General features: G+C 68.9%; 16 protein-coding genes and 1 pseudogene. 10 read left to right on the top strand and 7 right to left on the bottom strand.

Features of this window, described 5'->3' with window-relative positions:
- The first annotated feature begins 125 nt into the window (after window positions 1-125).
- From OL599_RS22065 to OL599_RS22055, 3 genes are all read left to right on the top strand, one after another.
- Window positions 126-1040 carry a carbohydrate ABC transporter permease gene (locus tag OL599_RS22065; protein WP_264716189.1) on the top strand — a complete coding sequence of 305 codons (915 nt, stop codon included), beginning with the start codon at window positions 126-128 and terminating at the stop codon, window positions 1038-1040.
- A gap of 2 nt (window positions 1041-1042) precedes the next feature.
- A complete protein-coding gene (locus tag OL599_RS22060; protein WP_264716187.1) occupies window positions 1043-1876 on the top strand; it encodes a carbohydrate ABC transporter permease in 834 nt (277 codons plus the stop codon).
- Between the two features lie 212 nt (window positions 1877-2088).
- The gene (locus OL599_RS22055) at window positions 2089-3021 is read left to right on the top strand and encodes an NAD-dependent epimerase/dehydratase family protein (protein WP_264716186.1); all 933 of its coding nucleotides are present in this window, start codon (window positions 2089-2091) and stop codon (window positions 3019-3021) included.
- 18 nt (window positions 3022-3039) lie between these two features.
- Here the strand turns inward: OL599_RS22055 and OL599_RS22050 are convergent, their stop codons facing one another.
- From OL599_RS22050 to OL599_RS22025, 6 genes are all read right to left on the bottom strand, one after another.
- Window positions 3040-3813, bottom strand: a complete 774-nt coding sequence (locus OL599_RS22050; RefSeq protein WP_264716185.1) for a gamma-glutamyl-gamma-aminobutyrate hydrolase family protein — start codon at window positions 3811-3813, stop codon at window positions 3040-3042.
- Between the two features lie 136 nt (window positions 3814-3949).
- Window positions 3950-4603, bottom strand: a complete 654-nt coding sequence (locus OL599_RS22045; RefSeq protein ID WP_264716184.1) for a LolA family protein — start codon at window positions 4601-4603, stop codon at window positions 3950-3952.
- 55 nt (window positions 4604-4658) lie between these two features.
- Complete coding sequence (locus tag OL599_RS22040) at window positions 4659-5891, bottom strand: MFS transporter (protein WP_264716183.1); 1233 nt, start codon at window positions 5889-5891, stop codon at window positions 4659-4661.
- Between the two features lie 65 nt (window positions 5892-5956).
- Window positions 5957-6778 carry an ABC transporter permease gene (locus tag OL599_RS22035; RefSeq protein WP_264716182.1) on the bottom strand — a complete coding sequence of 274 codons (822 nt, stop codon included), beginning with the start codon at window positions 6776-6778 and terminating at the stop codon, window positions 5957-5959.
- Window positions 6775-7722 (bottom strand): ABC transporter permease, encoded by a 948-nt coding sequence (locus OL599_RS22030; RefSeq protein WP_264716181.1) that lies wholly within the window; start codon window positions 7720-7722, stop codon window positions 6775-6777. Before OL599_RS22030 ends, OL599_RS22035 begins: the two co-directional genes overlap by 4 nt.
- A gap of 21 nt (window positions 7723-7743) precedes the next feature.
- On the bottom strand, window positions 7744-9240 hold the full coding sequence (locus tag OL599_RS22025; RefSeq protein ID WP_264716180.1) for an ABC transporter substrate-binding protein: 1497 nt from the start codon (window positions 9238-9240) through the stop codon (window positions 7744-7746).
- Between the two features lie 174 nt (window positions 9241-9414).
- Between OL599_RS22025 and OL599_RS22020 the strand changes: the two genes are divergently transcribed.
- The 4 genes from OL599_RS22020 (at window position 9415) to OL599_RS22005 (ending at window position 11565) form a co-directional block, all read left to right on the top strand.
- Window positions 9415-10188, top strand: coding sequence for a class II aldolase/adducin family protein (locus OL599_RS22020; RefSeq protein WP_264716179.1), 774 nt, complete (start codon window positions 9415-9417; stop codon window positions 10186-10188).
- A 28-nt stretch (window positions 10189-10216) separates the two neighbouring features.
- A complete protein-coding gene (locus OL599_RS22015; protein WP_264716178.1) occupies window positions 10217-10540 on the top strand; it encodes a DUF962 domain-containing protein in 324 nt (107 codons plus the stop codon).
- A gap of 102 nt (window positions 10541-10642) precedes the next feature.
- The gene (locus OL599_RS22010; protein WP_264716177.1) at window positions 10643-10894 is read left to right on the top strand and encodes a hypothetical protein; all 252 of its coding nucleotides are present in this window, start codon (window positions 10643-10645) and stop codon (window positions 10892-10894) included.
- Between the two features lie 221 nt (window positions 10895-11115).
- Complete coding sequence (locus tag OL599_RS22005) at window positions 11116-11565, top strand: hypothetical protein (RefSeq protein ID WP_264716176.1); 450 nt, start codon at window positions 11116-11118, stop codon at window positions 11563-11565.
- 220 nt (window positions 11566-11785) lie between these two features.
- Here OL599_RS22005 and OL599_RS22000 read toward each other — a convergent pair whose 3' ends face one another.
- Complete coding sequence (locus tag OL599_RS22000; protein ID WP_264716175.1) at window positions 11786-12802, bottom strand: NAD(P)/FAD-dependent oxidoreductase; 1017 nt, start codon at window positions 12800-12802, stop codon at window positions 11786-11788.
- A gap of 77 nt (window positions 12803-12879) precedes the next feature.
- Between OL599_RS22000 and tsaE the strand changes: the two genes are divergently transcribed.
- The 3 genes and pseudogenes from tsaE to OL599_RS21985 form a co-directional block, all read left to right on the top strand.
- Entirely contained in the window at window positions 12880-13335 is a 456-nt protein-coding gene (tsaE, locus tag OL599_RS21995; protein WP_264716174.1) for a tRNA (adenosine(37)-N6)-threonylcarbamoyltransferase complex ATPase subunit type 1 TsaE, read from the top strand.
- On the top strand, window positions 13332-14063 hold the full coding sequence (locus OL599_RS21990; RefSeq protein ID WP_264716173.1) for a nucleotidyltransferase family protein: 732 nt from the start codon (window positions 13332-13334) through the stop codon (window positions 14061-14063). Before tsaE ends, OL599_RS21990 begins: the two co-directional genes overlap by 4 nt.
- Window positions 14060-15077: pseudogene (locus OL599_RS21985) on the top strand (double-strand break repair protein AddB); the annotation flags it as partial. The gene OL599_RS21990 and the pseudogene OL599_RS21985, both read left to right, overlap by 4 nt.

The following is a 15077-nucleotide window of genomic DNA, read 5'->3' as shown; positions in this document are numbered from 1 at the left end:
CCGGTCGGGCTTTCCCCTTTCCAGACGTGCCGCCAGGGCTATGATCGGCCGGCAAGAACGGTCTGGAGGAAGATCCGGGTGCATGCCACGATCGGGTCCGGCACCGCATTGGCGGGAGCGGGTGCATGAGCGTATCGGCGCGGATGGGCGAATCGGCCCCGGCCGGCGGCCTTGGCCTGCGCGGCCGCAACTACGCGCGCCAATACTGGCCCTTCGTGGTGCCCGCGGGCTTCATCGTCGCCGCCGTGATCGTGTTCCCGTGGGTGTTCACGCTGTACATGTCGGTGCACGAGTGGCATATCGGCGGCGGCGTCACCTGGGCGGGCCTGGCCAACTACCAGCGCCTGCTGACCGACGACCGGTTCCAGTACGCCGTGCTGCGCACGCTGTATTTCACGTCGCTGGCGGTGCTGCTCCCGATGGTCCTGGGCATCGCCGCGGCGGTGTGCTTCCACCGCAACTTTCCCCTGCGCGGCATCGCACGAACCATCTTCATCCTGCCGATGATGGCGACCCCGGTCGCCATCGCCCTGGTGTGGACGATGATGTTCCACCCGCAGCTCGGCGTGCTGAACTACCTGCTGACCTCGGTCGGCCTGCCGCCTTCGTCCTGGAGCTACGACGCCTCCACCGTGATCCCCACGCTGGTGCTGGTCGAGACGTGGCAATGGACGCCGCTGGTGATGCTGATCGTGCTGGGCGGGCTGGCCAGCCTGCCCACCGATCCCTATGAGGCCGCGCGGCTGGACGGCGCCAGCGGCTGGCAGATGTTCCGCCACATCTCGCTGCCGCTGGTCTGGCCGCACATCATCGTGGCCCTGGTGATCCGCACCATCGACGCGCTGAAGGCGTTCGACCTGATCTTCGTCATCAGCAACGGCGGCCCCGGAACCGCCAGCGAGACGCTGAACATCTACCTGTACCTCGAGGCTTTCAGCTTCTACGACATGGGCTATGCCTCGGCCCTGGTCGTGGTGTTCTTCGTCATCATCCTGCTGATCAGCCTGGTGTTGTTCGGCATGCGGCAGAGGGCGTACTGACGATGAAGCCGTATGTGATCCGCCGTATCGTCGGGCGGGTGTTCTTCTACCTGTCGGTGTTCGCGCTGATCTCGCCGGCGCTGCTGGTGTTCCTGTGGATGCTGTCGCTCTCGCTGAAGAACGAGGTCGACAATATGGCCTTCCCGCCGGTGTTCATCCCGAACCCGCCGACGCTCGACAATTTCATCGACGTGTTTGCGAAGAACGACTTCCTGACCTACACCTACAACTCGGTGGTGGTGTCGTTCACCGCCACGGGCCTGGCACTGCTGTTCGGGGTGCCCGCCGGGTTCGGCATCGCCAAGGCGAAGGCCGCGCGCGCGGCGGCCCTGATCATGATCGCGCGCGTCACCCCGGGCCTGTCCTATCTGATCCCGCTGTTCCTGCTGTTTCAGTGGCTGGGCCTGACCGGCACCCTGACGCCGATCATAATTACGCATCTTGTCATAACCGTCCCGATCGTCGTGTGGGTTATGATCGGCTTCTTCGAAGGGCTTCCGAACGAGCTGGAGGAGGCGGCGCTGGTCGATGGCGCGACGATCTGGCAGGCGTTCCGGCACATCGCCTTGCCGCTGGCGCGGCCCGGCATCGTGGTGGCGACCATCCTGTCGTTCATCTTCAGCTGGAACAACTTCATCTTCGGCGTCGTGCTGGCGGGACGCGAAACCCGCACCCTGCCGGTGGCGGTCTACAACGTGCTGACATTCGAGCAGGTAAGCTGGGGCCCCCTGGCAGCTGCCGCGTTGCTGGTGACGGCGCCAGTATTGATTTTGACACTCCTGATGCAAAAAGAGATCGTCGCCGGCCTGACCGCAGGCGGGGTAAAGGGCGGCTGAATAACGGCATGCCGCCATTTCCGCCGGGCGCATGAACTTGATGTATGCTCGCAGAAATGTGTCAAATTTGATGGCGAATGTTAAGATCTTAACATATTCTTGATATCTGTTCGTAATCATGGGCGTGTCGTATATTTCTGCACGACCTATCCGGAGCCCCGTTGCCTGGCCGGTTGGGCAATGGCGTCATGGACGTAACGGCGGAGAATGCAGTGGCCCTCTTTCTGGTGACCGGCGCGGCGGGTTTCATCGGCTCGCACCTCGTTGATGGCTTGCTGGCCGCCGGCCACAGCGTGCGCGGCCTGGACGACTTCTCCTCGGGGCTGATCGAGAATCTCGACCCGCGCTGCCAGGTGCTGCGCGCGGACGTGGCCGACCCGATCGCCGTGCACCGCGCCATGCAGGGTGTGGACGGCTGCTTCCATCTGGCCGCGATCGCCTCGGTCGCGCGTACCAACGAGGATTGGCTGGGCACCCACCGCACCAACCAGACCGGCACGATCACGGTGCTGGATGCCGCCCGCCGTTGCGGCGGCGTCCCCGTGGTCTACGCCTCTTCCGCCGCCGTCTACGGCGACGTGGTGGGGGCAGCCGCGCATGAGGCGATGCTGCCGCGGCCGCGCACCGCCTATGGCGCGGACAAGCTCGGTTCGGAACTGCATGCCGCCGCAGCCTGGCATGTGCACCAGGTGCCCAGCTTCGGCCTGCGCTTTTTCAACGTCTACGGGCCGCGCCAGAACCCGTGCTCGCCCTATACCGGGGTGATCTCGATCTTTGCCCAGCAGATGGCCACGGGCAGCCCGGTGACGGTGCACGGCGATGGCAGGCAGATCCGGGATTTCGTCCATGTCTCGGACGTCGTGGCACACCTGACCGCGGCGATGCGGCACCTGCAGGCGGCGCGGGATGCGTCGGTCGTCAATGTGTGCACCGGGCGGCCGGTCTCGGTGCTGGACGTGATCCGCATCCTCGGCGAGATCCATGGCCGGACACCGCGCATCGTGCATGGCCCGGAGCGGGCCGGCGACATCCGCCAGTCGGTCGGCGACCCGTCCGCTGCCCGCAATATGCTTGGGGTTCAGTACACCGTCACGCTCGAGGACGGCTTGTCCACCCTGACCCGCCTCGCCAGCGCCGCCGCCTGAACGCGGGAGAACCCGGTATCAGTCCGCGGCCGAGGCCACGGAGTCCGCACCGCGCAGCCGGGCGCTGACGGCCTCGCCGAACGCCTCGAAGATGCGGCGGGAGACGGCATCGGACTCCCAGTCGTATTCGGGATGCCACTGCACGCCGATGACGAAACCGGGCGACAGGGCGCGCACGGCCTCGATCGTGCCGTCCGGCGCCACCGCTTCGGCCACCAGGCCCGGCGCCAGCTGGTCGATGCCCTGGTTGTGCAGGGAATTCACGGGAAGCTCGGTGCTGCCGGCCAGCCGGTGCAGCCAGCTGCCCGGGGTGATGCGCACGCTGTGCGCCTTGCCGGTGCGCACGCGCGGATTGGGCTGCATCGGCGTGGAATGGTCCATCCGGCCGGGCAGATCCTGCAGGCGCTGGTGCAGGCTGCCGCCCAGGGCCACATTCAGTTCCTGCAGGCCTCGGCAGATCGCCAGCACCGGCACCCCCGCGGCCACCGCGGTGCGGATCAGCGGCAGCGTCACCGCGTCGCGGTTCGCATCCTCGGGCGTGCCCTCGGCATGTGGCGGGCCGCCATACAGCGATGGCTGCACGTTGGAGCGGCTGCCGGTCAGGATGATGCCGTCGAGCCGCGACAGCAGCGTCTCGACGTCCGCCGCCCCGCCATTGGCGGGGACCAGCACGGGCACACCGCCCACCAGCCGGTCGGTCGCACGCACATAAGTGTCGGAGGCGGCGTGGTTCGGCGTGCCGTACAGGCCGAACAACTTGGTGCAGCAGGAAATGCCGATCAGGGGCTTCATGGCGCCACGTGCATTATGACAAGCGGCATCATCGGCGAAGATCGCGTCAAAATGAAGACAAACCGTTGCAGCCCGGCACTGCGCGCATTGCAATCAACGCGCATGTGGCAGCACAGCCACGCGCCGCCGCATCATGTCAGCGCCCGGGGGTGTAGTAGCCGGGCTGCATCCGCGGGTCCTCGAACTCGAACAGCTTCTGGTCGAACCTGTCGCCGAGCTGCACGTTGAACAGCGACACCCGCGTCTCCTGCCGCTGCCCGTCGATCACCGCCCATTGCCGCAGTGACAACGGGTTGTCGGCGAAGATGAGCGTCAGGCTGCCGTCGCCCGGCGAGGAGGTGCGCACCATCGTCACCTGGAGCTGCCCGGGCAGCCGGAAGATGCCGGTCACGGTCACGTTTCCGGTCAGCCGCACGTTGTCGGCCAGCAGGATGCCCAGCGGCGTGGAGCTCAGCGGGAAGTTGCTGGTCTGCTGCAGCTTCTTGTCGTGGAACACCACCAGCCCGTGGCCCGCGATCAGCAGCAGCGGACTGGGCGGGTCGTATTCGAAGCGCAGCCGCCCCGGCCGTTCCACCCAGGCCGTGCCCTCGGAGGTGGCGCCGTTGGGCGAGACCTGCAGGAAGCGGCCCTTGAGGCTGTGCAGCCCGTCCAGATAGGTCTCGATGCGGGCAATGTCGGCGCGGTCCTGCGGCGTCAGCGCCACGGCCTGGGCGCGCGCCGAACCAGACCCCGGCAGCGCGGAGGCGGCGAGGGACAGCAGCGGAAGGGCAAAAAGGGTGCGACGGTTCATGGCCCCTGATGTGGCACCGCCGTCTGCGGATTCAAAGCGCTGTGCGTGATGCGAGCTATTCCGCCGGCGCAGGCACCGCCCGCGGCGGGTGGGCCTGCTCCCACAACTCGGGGTTCAGCTCCTCCTTGCGGTCCGGGAAGCACACGGCGCAGGCCAGGATCACGATGGCGAACACCGCCAGCACCAGCACTGCGGCCGAGAGGTTGCCGGTCCGCTCGTGCAGGAAGCCGACGACCGGCGGGGCCGCGGCGCTGCCCAGGAAGCCGATGAAGAAGCGCACCGAATACATCTTCGTGCGCAGCTCGGGCGAGATGTAGCGGGCGGTCATCGTCTCGTTCACCGTCACCTGGCCGAAGATGGTGGCCGCCACGGCGCCGGCCACCGGCAGCACCATCCAGCCCCGCACGAACGCGAGCGAGGCCAGTGCCGGCACCAGCACCAGGGCCATCGGCAGGAAGATGCGCTTCAGCGTGGTGCGGTCGATCAGCCGGCCGACCGTCAACTGCGTGGCGGCGCCGCACAGCGTGGCCACGGTGGCGGCCACCCCGGCCAGCGGCAGCAGGCCGGGATCGTCGGCCAGCCGCTCCTGCATCAGCTTCGGGATCAGCAGGGTGAAGGCATTGAACACCAGGCCCGAGACGGCGGCGATCAGCAGCAGCACGATCACCGCGCGCCGCACCAGATGCACCGGGATTCGCGGGAACGGCCGGGCCGTGCGGTGGCCGTGCCCGTCATGGGCGGGCAGGCGCAGCCACAGCAGGCCCACGGCGGCACAGGCCAGCCCGGGCAGGATGAAGGCATATTGCCAGCCGGCCTCGGCCGCCACGAAGGCGGTGATCATCGGCGCCATCGCCACGCCGATATTGCCGAACACCCCGTTGAGCCCGATCGCCTTGCCCGGCTTGTCCCCGGCCGCCTCCACCAGCAAGGCGGTGCCGATCGGGTGGTAGATCGCGGCGAACAGGCCGGTGGCCGCCAGCGCCAACGCCAGCATCATCGGCGTTCCGGCGAACCCCGTGCTCACCATGGAGAGGCCGGTGCCGAGGAAGAACACGGTCATCAGGTGGCGCCGCCCCACGAACCCGGCGAGCCAGCCCTGCGGCAAGGCGAACAGGCCGTACAGCACGAATCCGCCGGTCGCCAGCCACAGGATCGAGCCGTACTCGGACCCGAATGCACCGCCCGGGCGCGCCATCGCCAGCACCGCCGTGGGCAGGATCAGCAGGCAGTAATGGGTGAAGCTGTGGGCCGCGTTGATGAAGACGATCTGCTGGCGAGCGGTGTTCATGGACGTTCCGCGCATCTGATGATGTCCCGCAGCCTAGCCGCGATTCCGGCCACCGGCAGCCCTTATCACAACATTCGGCGCATGCGCGGGTCCAGCGCGTCGCGCAGGCCGTCGCCCAACAGGTTCAGGCCCAGCACCAGCATGGCGATGGCAACCCCGGGGGCGAGCGTGATCCAGGGCGCTTCCACCATGGCGTCGCGGCCGTCGGCGATGATGGAGCCGAGGGTGGGTTGCGGCGGCGGCGGGCCGACGCCCACGAAGCTGAGCACGGCTTCGGCGAGGATGGCGATCGCGAACACGTAGGTCTGCTGCACCACCAGCGGCGCGGCGCAGGCCGGCAGCACGTGGTGGCGCAGGAGGCGGCCGGTGCGGGCGCCGACGGCACGGGCGGCCTCCACATAGTCCTGGGCGCGCGCGACCAGCACGGCGCCGCGCATCACCCGGGCGGTGCGCGGGGTGTAGGCGACGGTGAGGGCGACGACGACGGTGATCTCGCTGGGGCCGAGCGTGGCCGCGAGCGCGATCGCCAGCAGCAGGCCGGGAAACGCCATCAGCCCGTCCATCACCCGCATCAGCCAGGGATCCGCGCGGCTCCACCACCCGGCGGCCAGCCCGGCCAGCGCGCCGGCCACGCCGGACAGTACGGCGACGGCCAGCCCGATGCGCAGGGACACGCGCGCGCCGTAGAGCATGCGGCTCAGCACGTCGCGCCCGAACCGGTCGGTGCCGACGAGGAAGATGTCGTTGGGCGCGCCGAGGCGGTAGCGGTAGTTGTTCTTCACCGGGTCGAACGGCGCGATCCATCCCGCCAGCATCGCGGCGACGACGATCAGCCCGAACAGCAACAGCCCCGTCAGGAAAGAGCGGCGGGTCAGCACGGCGATCATGCGTTGCTCCGCAGCCGCGGATCGACCCAGAGGTACAGCAGGTCGACGATCAGGTTCACCATCACGAACACGAGGGCGGTGAGCAGCAGCCCGCCCTGGATCACCGGCCAGTCCCGCCGCAGCACGGCGCCGATCACCAGCCGGCCGACGCCGGGCAGGCTGAACACCTGCTCGATCACCAGCGCGCCGCCGAGGGACAGGCCGAAGCCGATGCCGACCACGGTGAGAATCGGCACCAGCGCGCCGGACAGCACGTGGCGGGCATAGACGCGCGGCTCCGTGAGGCCCTTGGCGCGGGCGGTGCGGATGAAATCGCTGTCGGCGACCTCCAGGGCGGCGGAGCGGGTCATGCGCGCGATCGGGCCGAGCTGGGTCAGCGCCAGCGCGCCGGCGGGCAGCGTGATCGAGCGCAGCCAGCCGACGGCATCGGCCGACAAGGCCACATAGCCGCCAGTGGGCATCAGGTTCAGCTTCACGCCCAGCACCCAGATCAGCACCAGCCCGAGCCAGAAATCGGGCAGCGACAGGCCCACCAGCGCGGCCCCCATCGCCGCCTGGTCGGGCCATCTTCGCGCCTTGGCCGCCGCCACCAGGCCGGCGGGAATGCCGGCCAGGCAGGCGAGGCCGAGGGCGAGGCAGGTCAGGGACAGCGTCACCGGCAGCCGCTCCAGGATCGCCTCGGTCACCCCCTGGTTGAGCAGGACGGAGCGGCCGAGGTCGCCGTGGAGCAGCCCGCTGTACCAGCTGGCCATGCGCACCAGCGGCGGCCGGTCCAGGCCGAGTTCCCCGCGGATGCGCGCGAGATCGGCGGCGGTGGCCGAGGGACCGGCCATCTCCGCGGCCATGTCCCCCGGCACCAGCAGCGTGAGGCCGAACGAAACCAGGGAGACCACCATCAGCACCGGCACCGCGGCGAGCAGACGGATAGCAGCGAGCCGGAACAAGGCGTCTTCTCCCGTTCTGCGTCAGGCGAACCAGCAATCCCACATGCGCGGGATGCGGTACGGCGCATAGTTCACGACATTGGCGCGCGTGGCCTGCACGATGCCGATATCGCCCACTTTCACCGAGATCGCCTGGTCGTAGACCCGGGCCTGGAACTGCTTCACCGCGTCGATGCGGCCTTGCAGGCTGAGATCGGTGGTCAGGCGCTTCTGCGCTTCCTCGATCACCGGATCGGCCTTGATCTGCACCGGCTGCGCGCCGGAGAAGAAGCCGACGACGTTGTAGGGGCCTTCATACGGCTCGATGCCCATGCCCAGCGGCCACAGGTTCCAGCCGTCCGGCCGGGTGCGGCGGTTCAGCACGGTCGGCCAGTCCATCACGCTGAGCTTCACGTTCATGCCGACCGCGCGCAATTGCTGGGCGGCAACGGTGCCGGTGTCGAGATGGTTGCGGAAGGCGTTGTCGGTGACGACCTCCAGCTCCTCGCCCTTGTAGCCGGCCTTCTGCAGCAGGGCACGCGCCTTCGCCTGGTCCTGCTTGATGTAGGCGTCGAGCCCGTCAATGCCGGGGAAGTAGTTGGTGCCGGGATATTGCCAGGCCGGATCCATGCGATAGAGGCCATCGGAGCAGATCGCCATGATCTCCTCCAGGTCGAGCGCCGCCTGGATGGCGCGGCGGATATCGACATTGGCGGTCGGGCCCCAGTTGGTGTTCATCATCAGGGTCTGGAACGCCCAGGGCATCATCTCGTAGGTGCGGACGTTCTTGTCGTCCTTCAGCCGTTTCGCCGCGGCGACGTCGAGCGCTTCCAGCACCTGCAGCTCGCCGGTCTGCAGCCCCGCCGTGCGCGCGCCGCCCTCCGGCATGAAACGGAACGTTACGGTATCGAAGAACGCCGTCTTGCGGCCGGCGAAGCCGTCGCGCTTCTGGTAGTTGGTGTTGGGCACATAGTCGTCGAAGCGCGCGAGCTTGGCGTGGCTGTCTGGCCGGAACTCGACGAAGCGGAACGGTCCGGTGCCGATCATCGCAGGCTGGCCCAGCGGCTTTGCGCATTCCTCCTCGGGCATGATGGCGAAGGGCGCGCGCGGCGAGCTGATCGCCTCGATGAAGCCGGGCGACACGCTGCTGAGCTTCATCACCACGGTCTTGGCATCCGGCGTCTCGATCGCGGCCACCGGCTTCATGGCATAGGCCGAGCCGCCGATGCGCCCGTAGCGCTCCATGCTGGCCTTCACGTCGGCCGAGGTCATGGTCTTGCCATTGTGGAACTTCACGCCGGTGCGCAGGGTGAAGCGATAGGTCAGGCCGTCGGCGGCGATGTCCACGCCTTCGGCCAGGTCCGGCTTCGGGTTGCTCGCCTCGTCGCGGGTGAACAGCGTTTCATAGACGTGCAGCGTGATGTTGCGGCTGGCCTGGGCCGTGGTGGTCTGGGCATCGAGCGTGGGCGGCTGCGCCTGTTGGGCGATGATGACGTCGCCGCCGCGCTTGCCTTGCAGGCCCTGGGCGATCGCGGGCATCGGAAGTGCGGCGGAAGCGAGCAGTCCTGCATTAAAGGTGCGGCGGCGGAGCATTTTTATTTCCCTTCTTGTCGAACACCAGATCGCGATGCTGCGGCCCAAAGCGTCTCTTGGCAAGAAGGTTGTGCCAGGGCACGATGCACGAAAATAACGCCCGACGCGCAAGGAGGCCCCATGTCCGCGATCGTCCACTCCCTGTCATCCAGCGAAGCCGAAGCCGAGGAATGGCGGCTGCGCTGCGACATGGCCGCGGTGTTCCGCATTTCCGCGCGCCACAACTGGAACGAGCAGATCGGCAACCACAACTCGCTGATGCTGCCGCAGCAGCGCCCCGATGATCCGCCGACCTTCATCATCAACCCGCGCGGCTACCGGTTCGAGGAACTGACGGCGTCCAACCTCATCGTCTGCGATCTCGACGGCCGCGTGCTGCGCGGCAAGGGCGAGCTGCGCAAGGTGGCGTTCCACATCCATGCCCGCATCCACCTGCGCAATCCCGCCGCGGCCTGCGTGCTGCACGTGCATCCGCAATACCTCACCGCGCTGTCGTTGCTGCAGAACCCCGAGATCGCGCTGGCGCACCACAACAACCTGATGCTGAACGACCGCGTGGTGATCGACGCGCAGGGCGACGCGCCGGTGGGCGACAACTCGGAAGGTGACCGCATCGCCGACCTGATGGGCGACAAGACCATCATGATCATGGCCAGCCACGGCGTGACCGTGGTCGGCCCCACCGTGCACGACGCGTTCGACGAGCTGTTCAGCGCCGAGCGCACGGTGATGTACCAGATGACCGCGATGTCCACCGGCCAGCCGCTGCGCCGCCTGCCGGAGCGCCTGCGCCGCCGCTACAACGGCCCGTGGGGCGGCAAGTCCGATGCGCGCATGCATCTCGATGCCTGGCGCCGCATCCTCGACAAGGAAGAGCCCGACTACGCCACCTGACGCATGGCCTGAGCCATCGGGGGGCCTCATGACCTATGAGGCGTTCTGGCTGCGTTATCTGCGCGCGCACGCGCGGCCGCAAACGCGGGCGCTGCACTACATCGGCAGCCTGCTCGCGCTTGCGGCGCTGTTCCTGGCCGTGTGGGACTGGCGCTGGCTGATCGCGGCGCCGGTCATCGGCTACGGCTTCGCCTGGACGGCGCATGTGTTCCTCGAAGGGAACCGTCCGGAGACCTTCGGCCATCCGCTGTGGTCGCTGGCGAGCGACTACCGCATGCTGCTGCTGTTCCTGTGCGGGCGGCTCGGCCCGCATCTGGCGCGTGCCGGCTCCGGGCCCACGGAGGGGGAGTAGCGCGAGTGGTCACTCAGGGGCAGGCGGTGTTGTCGGGATCGCGAACCGGACAGGCGTCTGCACTAGGCTCCTGTCCGGTCCCGCGGACGAATGGAGGATGCCATGCACGAGCCGACGGAGCAGGCGGCCGGTCTCGCATTGCGTCAGTTCCTGACCTGGGTCGCCGCGTGCCCGCGAACCTACGCCGACACCATGGAGGCCTGGCGCAGCACCTGCCCACGGCTTTCCGTCTGGGAGGATGCGTTGGGCGACGGTCTCGTGCGGATCGACACCGATGGCCGCTCAGCCATGAGCGGGTCCCGCGTCGTCCTGACATCGCGGGGTCAGGCCCTGCTCGATCACGGGTGCTCCTGACGTTCACCATCCAGTAAATAAGCTCTGACGCTTGCTACCCCCCGAGCCATGGCCGCCCGCGGACCCGAAGCGGACATCCGCACCAGACTTGTGCATCGGGTAAGCCACTGGGCGGGCTGGCCCCGACGAGTGGTGCAGGATTCCTGATTTGTGCACCGCTCACTGGCCTGCCCACGCGCGTTCCGGCTATCGCCAAAGACGGCATTCTCTTGGAGGGCGATTTGGACTCGGCGTATGTCTCGGCACTCGCGGCCTTGGCGGGCGCAACCATCGGCGGGCTGACGTCGTTCGCAACGTCATGGGTGACGCAGCGAGCGCAGCTTCGCCACGCACATCGCGAAGCGGAAAGGACCAGGCTGGAGGCTCTTTACAGCGACTTCATCACTGAAGCCTCGCGCCTTTTTGGAGACGCCCTCACCCACCAGACAGACGATGTCACCGCTCTGGTGCGGCTCTACGCCATGGTCGGTCGCATGCGTCTGATTTCCGACCGCGCCGTCGTTGATGCGGCTGTGCGCGTCGAGGATACCATTATCGCGACCTACCTCGGGCCAAACCGCACGCTCCATGAAATGATGGACTACGCTCGCAAGGGCGGGATGGACTTCCTGAACGAGTTCGGCGAGGCCTGTCGAAAAGACTTGGCGGCTCGCGCAACGGCGGTTCGCTGAGGAACGATCACGTCGCCAACCCGTCGTGTGCGATGGCGCTCATGATCGCGAAGGCAGACACCTCGGGCGGGGCGCGAAATTCTTGATTTCTGCCGCTTCGATGAGCGTCGCGGCAGGGTATGGCGTGCCTCACGCGCATTCGACGCCAGATCTGCCATCCTGAGGCCGTAACGTGCGGACGCGATCTACATGACGGGAACCAGGCGTCAGATTTTATCCACTACGCGGCCGGAACGCCCTTCGTGGTCGAGTACTCGAAATGAAGCGCCACGTCGGGGTACACGATCGGATGGATGGCATGCGCTGCCATCGCCGCCTCGGAGAAGCCCTGCAGGATCAGCTTGAGCTTGCCGGGATAGTTCGCCACGTCGCCGATGGCGAAGATGCCGGGCACGCTGGTCTGACAGGTGGAGGGCGTCACCGCCACGTGGTTGCGCTCCAGCGCCAGCCCCCAGCCGGCGATCGGGCCCAGGTCCATCGACAGGCCGAAGAACGGCAGCAGCACGTCGGCCGGCAGGCGCTTCGTGGCCCCTTCGAGATCCACCACCTCCACCGATTCCAGCATCCCGTTCGCGCCATGCAGGGCATGGAGCTGGTAGGGGATCACCATCTCCACCTCGCCGCGCCTGGCCGCCGCGTCCAGTTGCGCGGCACTCTCGGGGGCGGCGCGGAACTTCGCCCGGCGATGCACCACCTGGATGCTGGACGCGATGCCGCGCAGGACGAGTGCCCAGTCAACGGCCGAGTCGCCGCCGCCGGCGATCACGATGCGCTTGCCGCGCAGATCCTCGCGCCGGCGCACATAGTATTGCACCGCGCCGCTGGCCTCGTAGCCCGGCAGCCCTTCCAGCGGCGGCCGGTTGGGGCCGAACGCGCCGGCGCCGACGGCCACGATCACCGCCTTGGCCCGCACCGTGTCGCCGCGGTCGGTGCCCAGGGTGAAGCCGCCGGCGGCCCCTTCGAGCCGGTCCACCCGGCGGCCCAGCAGGCGCGCGGGACTGAACGGGGCGATCTGGCGTTCAAGCTGGGCGATGAGGTCGCCGGCCTCGATCGCCGGATGCGCCGGGATGTCGTAGATCGGCTTTTCCGGATACAGCGCGGTGCATTGCCCGCCTATCTCGGCCAGCGCGTCGATCAGCACGCTGCGCATCTTCAGCATGCCCAGCTCGAACGCGGCGAACAGGCCCACCGGGCCCGCGCCGATGATGGCGACGTCGGTATCGATCTGTTGTGTCATGCCGGCAAACTAGCCGGGAACGGCGGCGAGGCAAGCCGCAGTTGTGGCGGCGCGCCCGCCTGCGGCAGAGTGGCTTCATGCCGACATCCACCGTCACCCGCACCCTGCCGGACCTCGCGGCCACCGGCGCGCTGGCCGCCGCCATCGCCGACCGCGCCCGTCCCGGCGACGCCATCCTGCTGGAGGGCCCGCTGGGCGCCGGCAAGACCACGCTCGCCCGCGCCTTCCTGCGCGCCGCCGCCGCCGATCCGGCGCTGGACGTGCCCAGCCCGACCTACACGCTGGTGCAGAGCTACGACACCCGGCACGGGCCGGTGCACCATTTCGACCTGTGGCGGCTCGACGGGCCCGCGGCGCTGGCCGAGCTCGGCTGGGACGATGCGCGCGCCGACATCGTGCTGGTGGAATGGCCGGAACGGCTGGGCGCACTGCGGCCCGAGGATGCGCTGACCGTCGCGTTGCGCCCCCTGGACGGCGATGCGCGCGCCGCCGTGCTGTCCGGCTGGCCCGACCGGATCGGAGCGCTGGCATGAAGGCGATGCTGCTGGCCGCCGGCCTGGGCACGCGCATGCGCCCGCTGACCGATGCCACCGCCAAGCCGCTGCTGCCGCTGGGCGGAAGGGCGCTGCTGGATCACGCGCTCGACCGGCTGCGCGAGGCCGGGGTCGACACCGTGGTGGTGAACGCGCATTGGCAGGCCGACCGCGTCGCCGCCCATCTGGCGGAGCGCGGCCATGGCCCGCGCACCATCCTGCAGCGCGAGGATGCGCTGCTCGACACCGGCGGCAGCGTGCGCGCCGCACTCGACCTGTTGGGCCCCGACCCGTTCTTCGTGGTCAACGGCGACTCGTTCTGGCTGGATGGCCCGACGCCGGCGCTGTCCCTGCTGCGCCAGCTCTGGAACGCCGGGAGCATGGACGGGCTGCTGCTGGTGCATCGCAGCTTCCAGGTGCGGGCCGAGATCGGCACCGGGGATTTCGCGCTCGATCCCATGGGCCTGCTGCGCCGCCCGGCGGAGCACGAGATCGTCCCCTATGTCTATGCCGGCATCCAGATCGTCGGCCCGGCCCTGTTCGCCGATGCGCCGGCGGGGAAGTTCAGCATGAACCGGTTATGGGACCGCGCCATCGCACGCGGCCGGCTGCGCGGCGTGGTGCATGACGGGCTGTGGTTCCACCTGTCCACGCCGCCCGACCTGGTGGACGCCGAAGCCCGGCTGATCGCCCGGGCGGTCGCGGAAGGGCGGCGGGCGGCGGCATGAACCTCGTCTCCCTGCCGGCCGACGCGCCGTTCCTCGATGCGCTGGCGGCGAAATGGCTGGAGCGGGCAGGCGACGAACTGGCGCGCGGCCTGATCCTGCTGCCCACACGCCGCGCCGCCCGCGCGCTGTCCGAGGCGTTCCTGCGCGCCGGCGATGGCCGCCCGCTGCTGCTGCCGCGTATCACCGCCCTGGGCGCGCTGGACGAGGCGCCGCTGACCCTGGCCGGAGCACTCGACCTGCCGCCGGCGGTCGAGACGGCGCAGCGTCTTGCCGCCCTGTCGCGCCTGATCCTCGCACTGCCGGAAGCGCGCGGCGGCGTGCGCACCGCCGACCGCGCCTGGATGCTGGCCCAGGAGCTGGCAGCGCTGATGGACGAGGCCGAGCGCGCCGAGCTCGACCTGCCGGAGGCGCTGGCGCGGGCTGCCGATGCCGAGCATGCCGAGCATTGGCGGGTGACACTGGAATTCCTCGATATCGTCACCCGCGCCTGGCCGGCCTGGCTGGCGGGGCAGGGGCTGATGAACCCGGCCGAGCGCCAGGTGCGGCTGCTGAAGGCCCAGGCCGCCGCCTGGGAGGATCAGGCGCCGGACGAGCCGGTATGGGTCGCCGGCACCACCGGCGGCATTCCCGCGGTCGCCCGGCTGCTGCGCAGCGTGGCGCGGCTGCCGCACGGGCTGGTGGTGCTGCCGGGCCTGGACCATACCCTGCCCGACGACGCCTGGGACGCGCTGGACGAGAGCCATCCGCAGGCCGGGCTGCGGCGCCTGCTGCAAGGGCTGGGCGCCACGCGGGCTGACGTTTCGGAATGGCGCACGGCGGGTGGCCGCGTGCGCACGCTGTCGCAGGCGCTGCTGCCGGCCGCGTCGCTGCAGGCTTGGCGGGCGCCGTCTGCCATCGACACATCGAATCTGCTGCGCCTGGAGCCCGCCGACCAGCAGGAGGAGGCGGTGGCGATCGCGCTGGTGCTGCGCGACGCGCTGGAGCAGCCGGGCGCGCGCGCGGCCCTGGTCACGC

Origin of the sequence: Limobrevibacterium gyesilva (assembly GCF_025989185.1) — a bacterium.
Classification (GTDB): domain Bacteria; phylum Pseudomonadota; class Alphaproteobacteria; order Acetobacterales; family Acetobacteraceae; genus Limobrevibacterium; species Limobrevibacterium gyesilva.
Note: the sequence above shows the minus strand (reverse complement) of the source record. Positions and strands in the feature narration are given on the sequence as shown.

Coding starts and splice junctions, on each gene's coding strand:
- OL599_RS22020 (WP_264716179.1), top strand. CDS start 9,415: ATGTCCGCGATCGTCCACTCCCTGTCATCCAGCGAAGCCGAAGCCGAG.
- tsaE (WP_264716174.1), top strand. CDS start 12,880: ATGCCGACATCCACCGTCACCCGCACCCTGCCGGACCTCGCGGCCACC.
- OL599_RS22025 (WP_264716180.1), bottom strand. CDS start 9,240: ATGCCCGCGATCGCCCAGGGCCTGCAAGGCAAGCGCGGCGGCGACGTC.
- OL599_RS21990 (WP_264716173.1), top strand. CDS start 13,332: ATGAAGGCGATGCTGCTGGCCGCCGGCCTGGGCACGCGCATGCGCCCG.
- OL599_RS22015 (WP_264716178.1), top strand. CDS start 10,217: ATGACCTATGAGGCGTTCTGGCTGCGTTATCTGCGCGCGCACGCGCGG.
- OL599_RS22065 (WP_264716189.1), top strand. CDS start 126: ATGAGCGTATCGGCGCGGATGGGCGAATCGGCCCCGGCCGGCGGCCTT.
- OL599_RS22035 (WP_264716182.1), bottom strand. CDS start 6,778: ATGATCGCCGTGCTGACCCGCCGCTCTTTCCTGACGGGGCTGTTGCTG.
- OL599_RS22010 (WP_264716177.1), top strand. CDS start 10,643: ATGCACGAGCCGACGGAGCAGGCGGCCGGTCTCGCATTGCGTCAGTTC.
- OL599_RS22045 (WP_264716184.1), bottom strand. CDS start 4,603: ATGAACCGTCGCACCCTTTTTGCCCTTCCGCTGCTGTCCCTCGCCGCC.
- OL599_RS22040 (WP_264716183.1), bottom strand. CDS start 5,891: ATGAACACCGCTCGCCAGCAGATCGTCTTCATCAACGCGGCCCACAGC.
- OL599_RS22000 (WP_264716175.1), bottom strand. CDS start 12,802: ATGACACAACAGATCGATACCGACGTCGCCATCATCGGCGCGGGCCCG.
- OL599_RS22050 (WP_264716185.1), bottom strand. CDS start 3,813: ATGAAGCCCCTGATCGGCATTTCCTGCTGCACCAAGTTGTTCGGCCTG.
- OL599_RS22060 (WP_264716187.1), top strand. CDS start 1,043: ATGAAGCCGTATGTGATCCGCCGTATCGTCGGGCGGGTGTTCTTCTAC.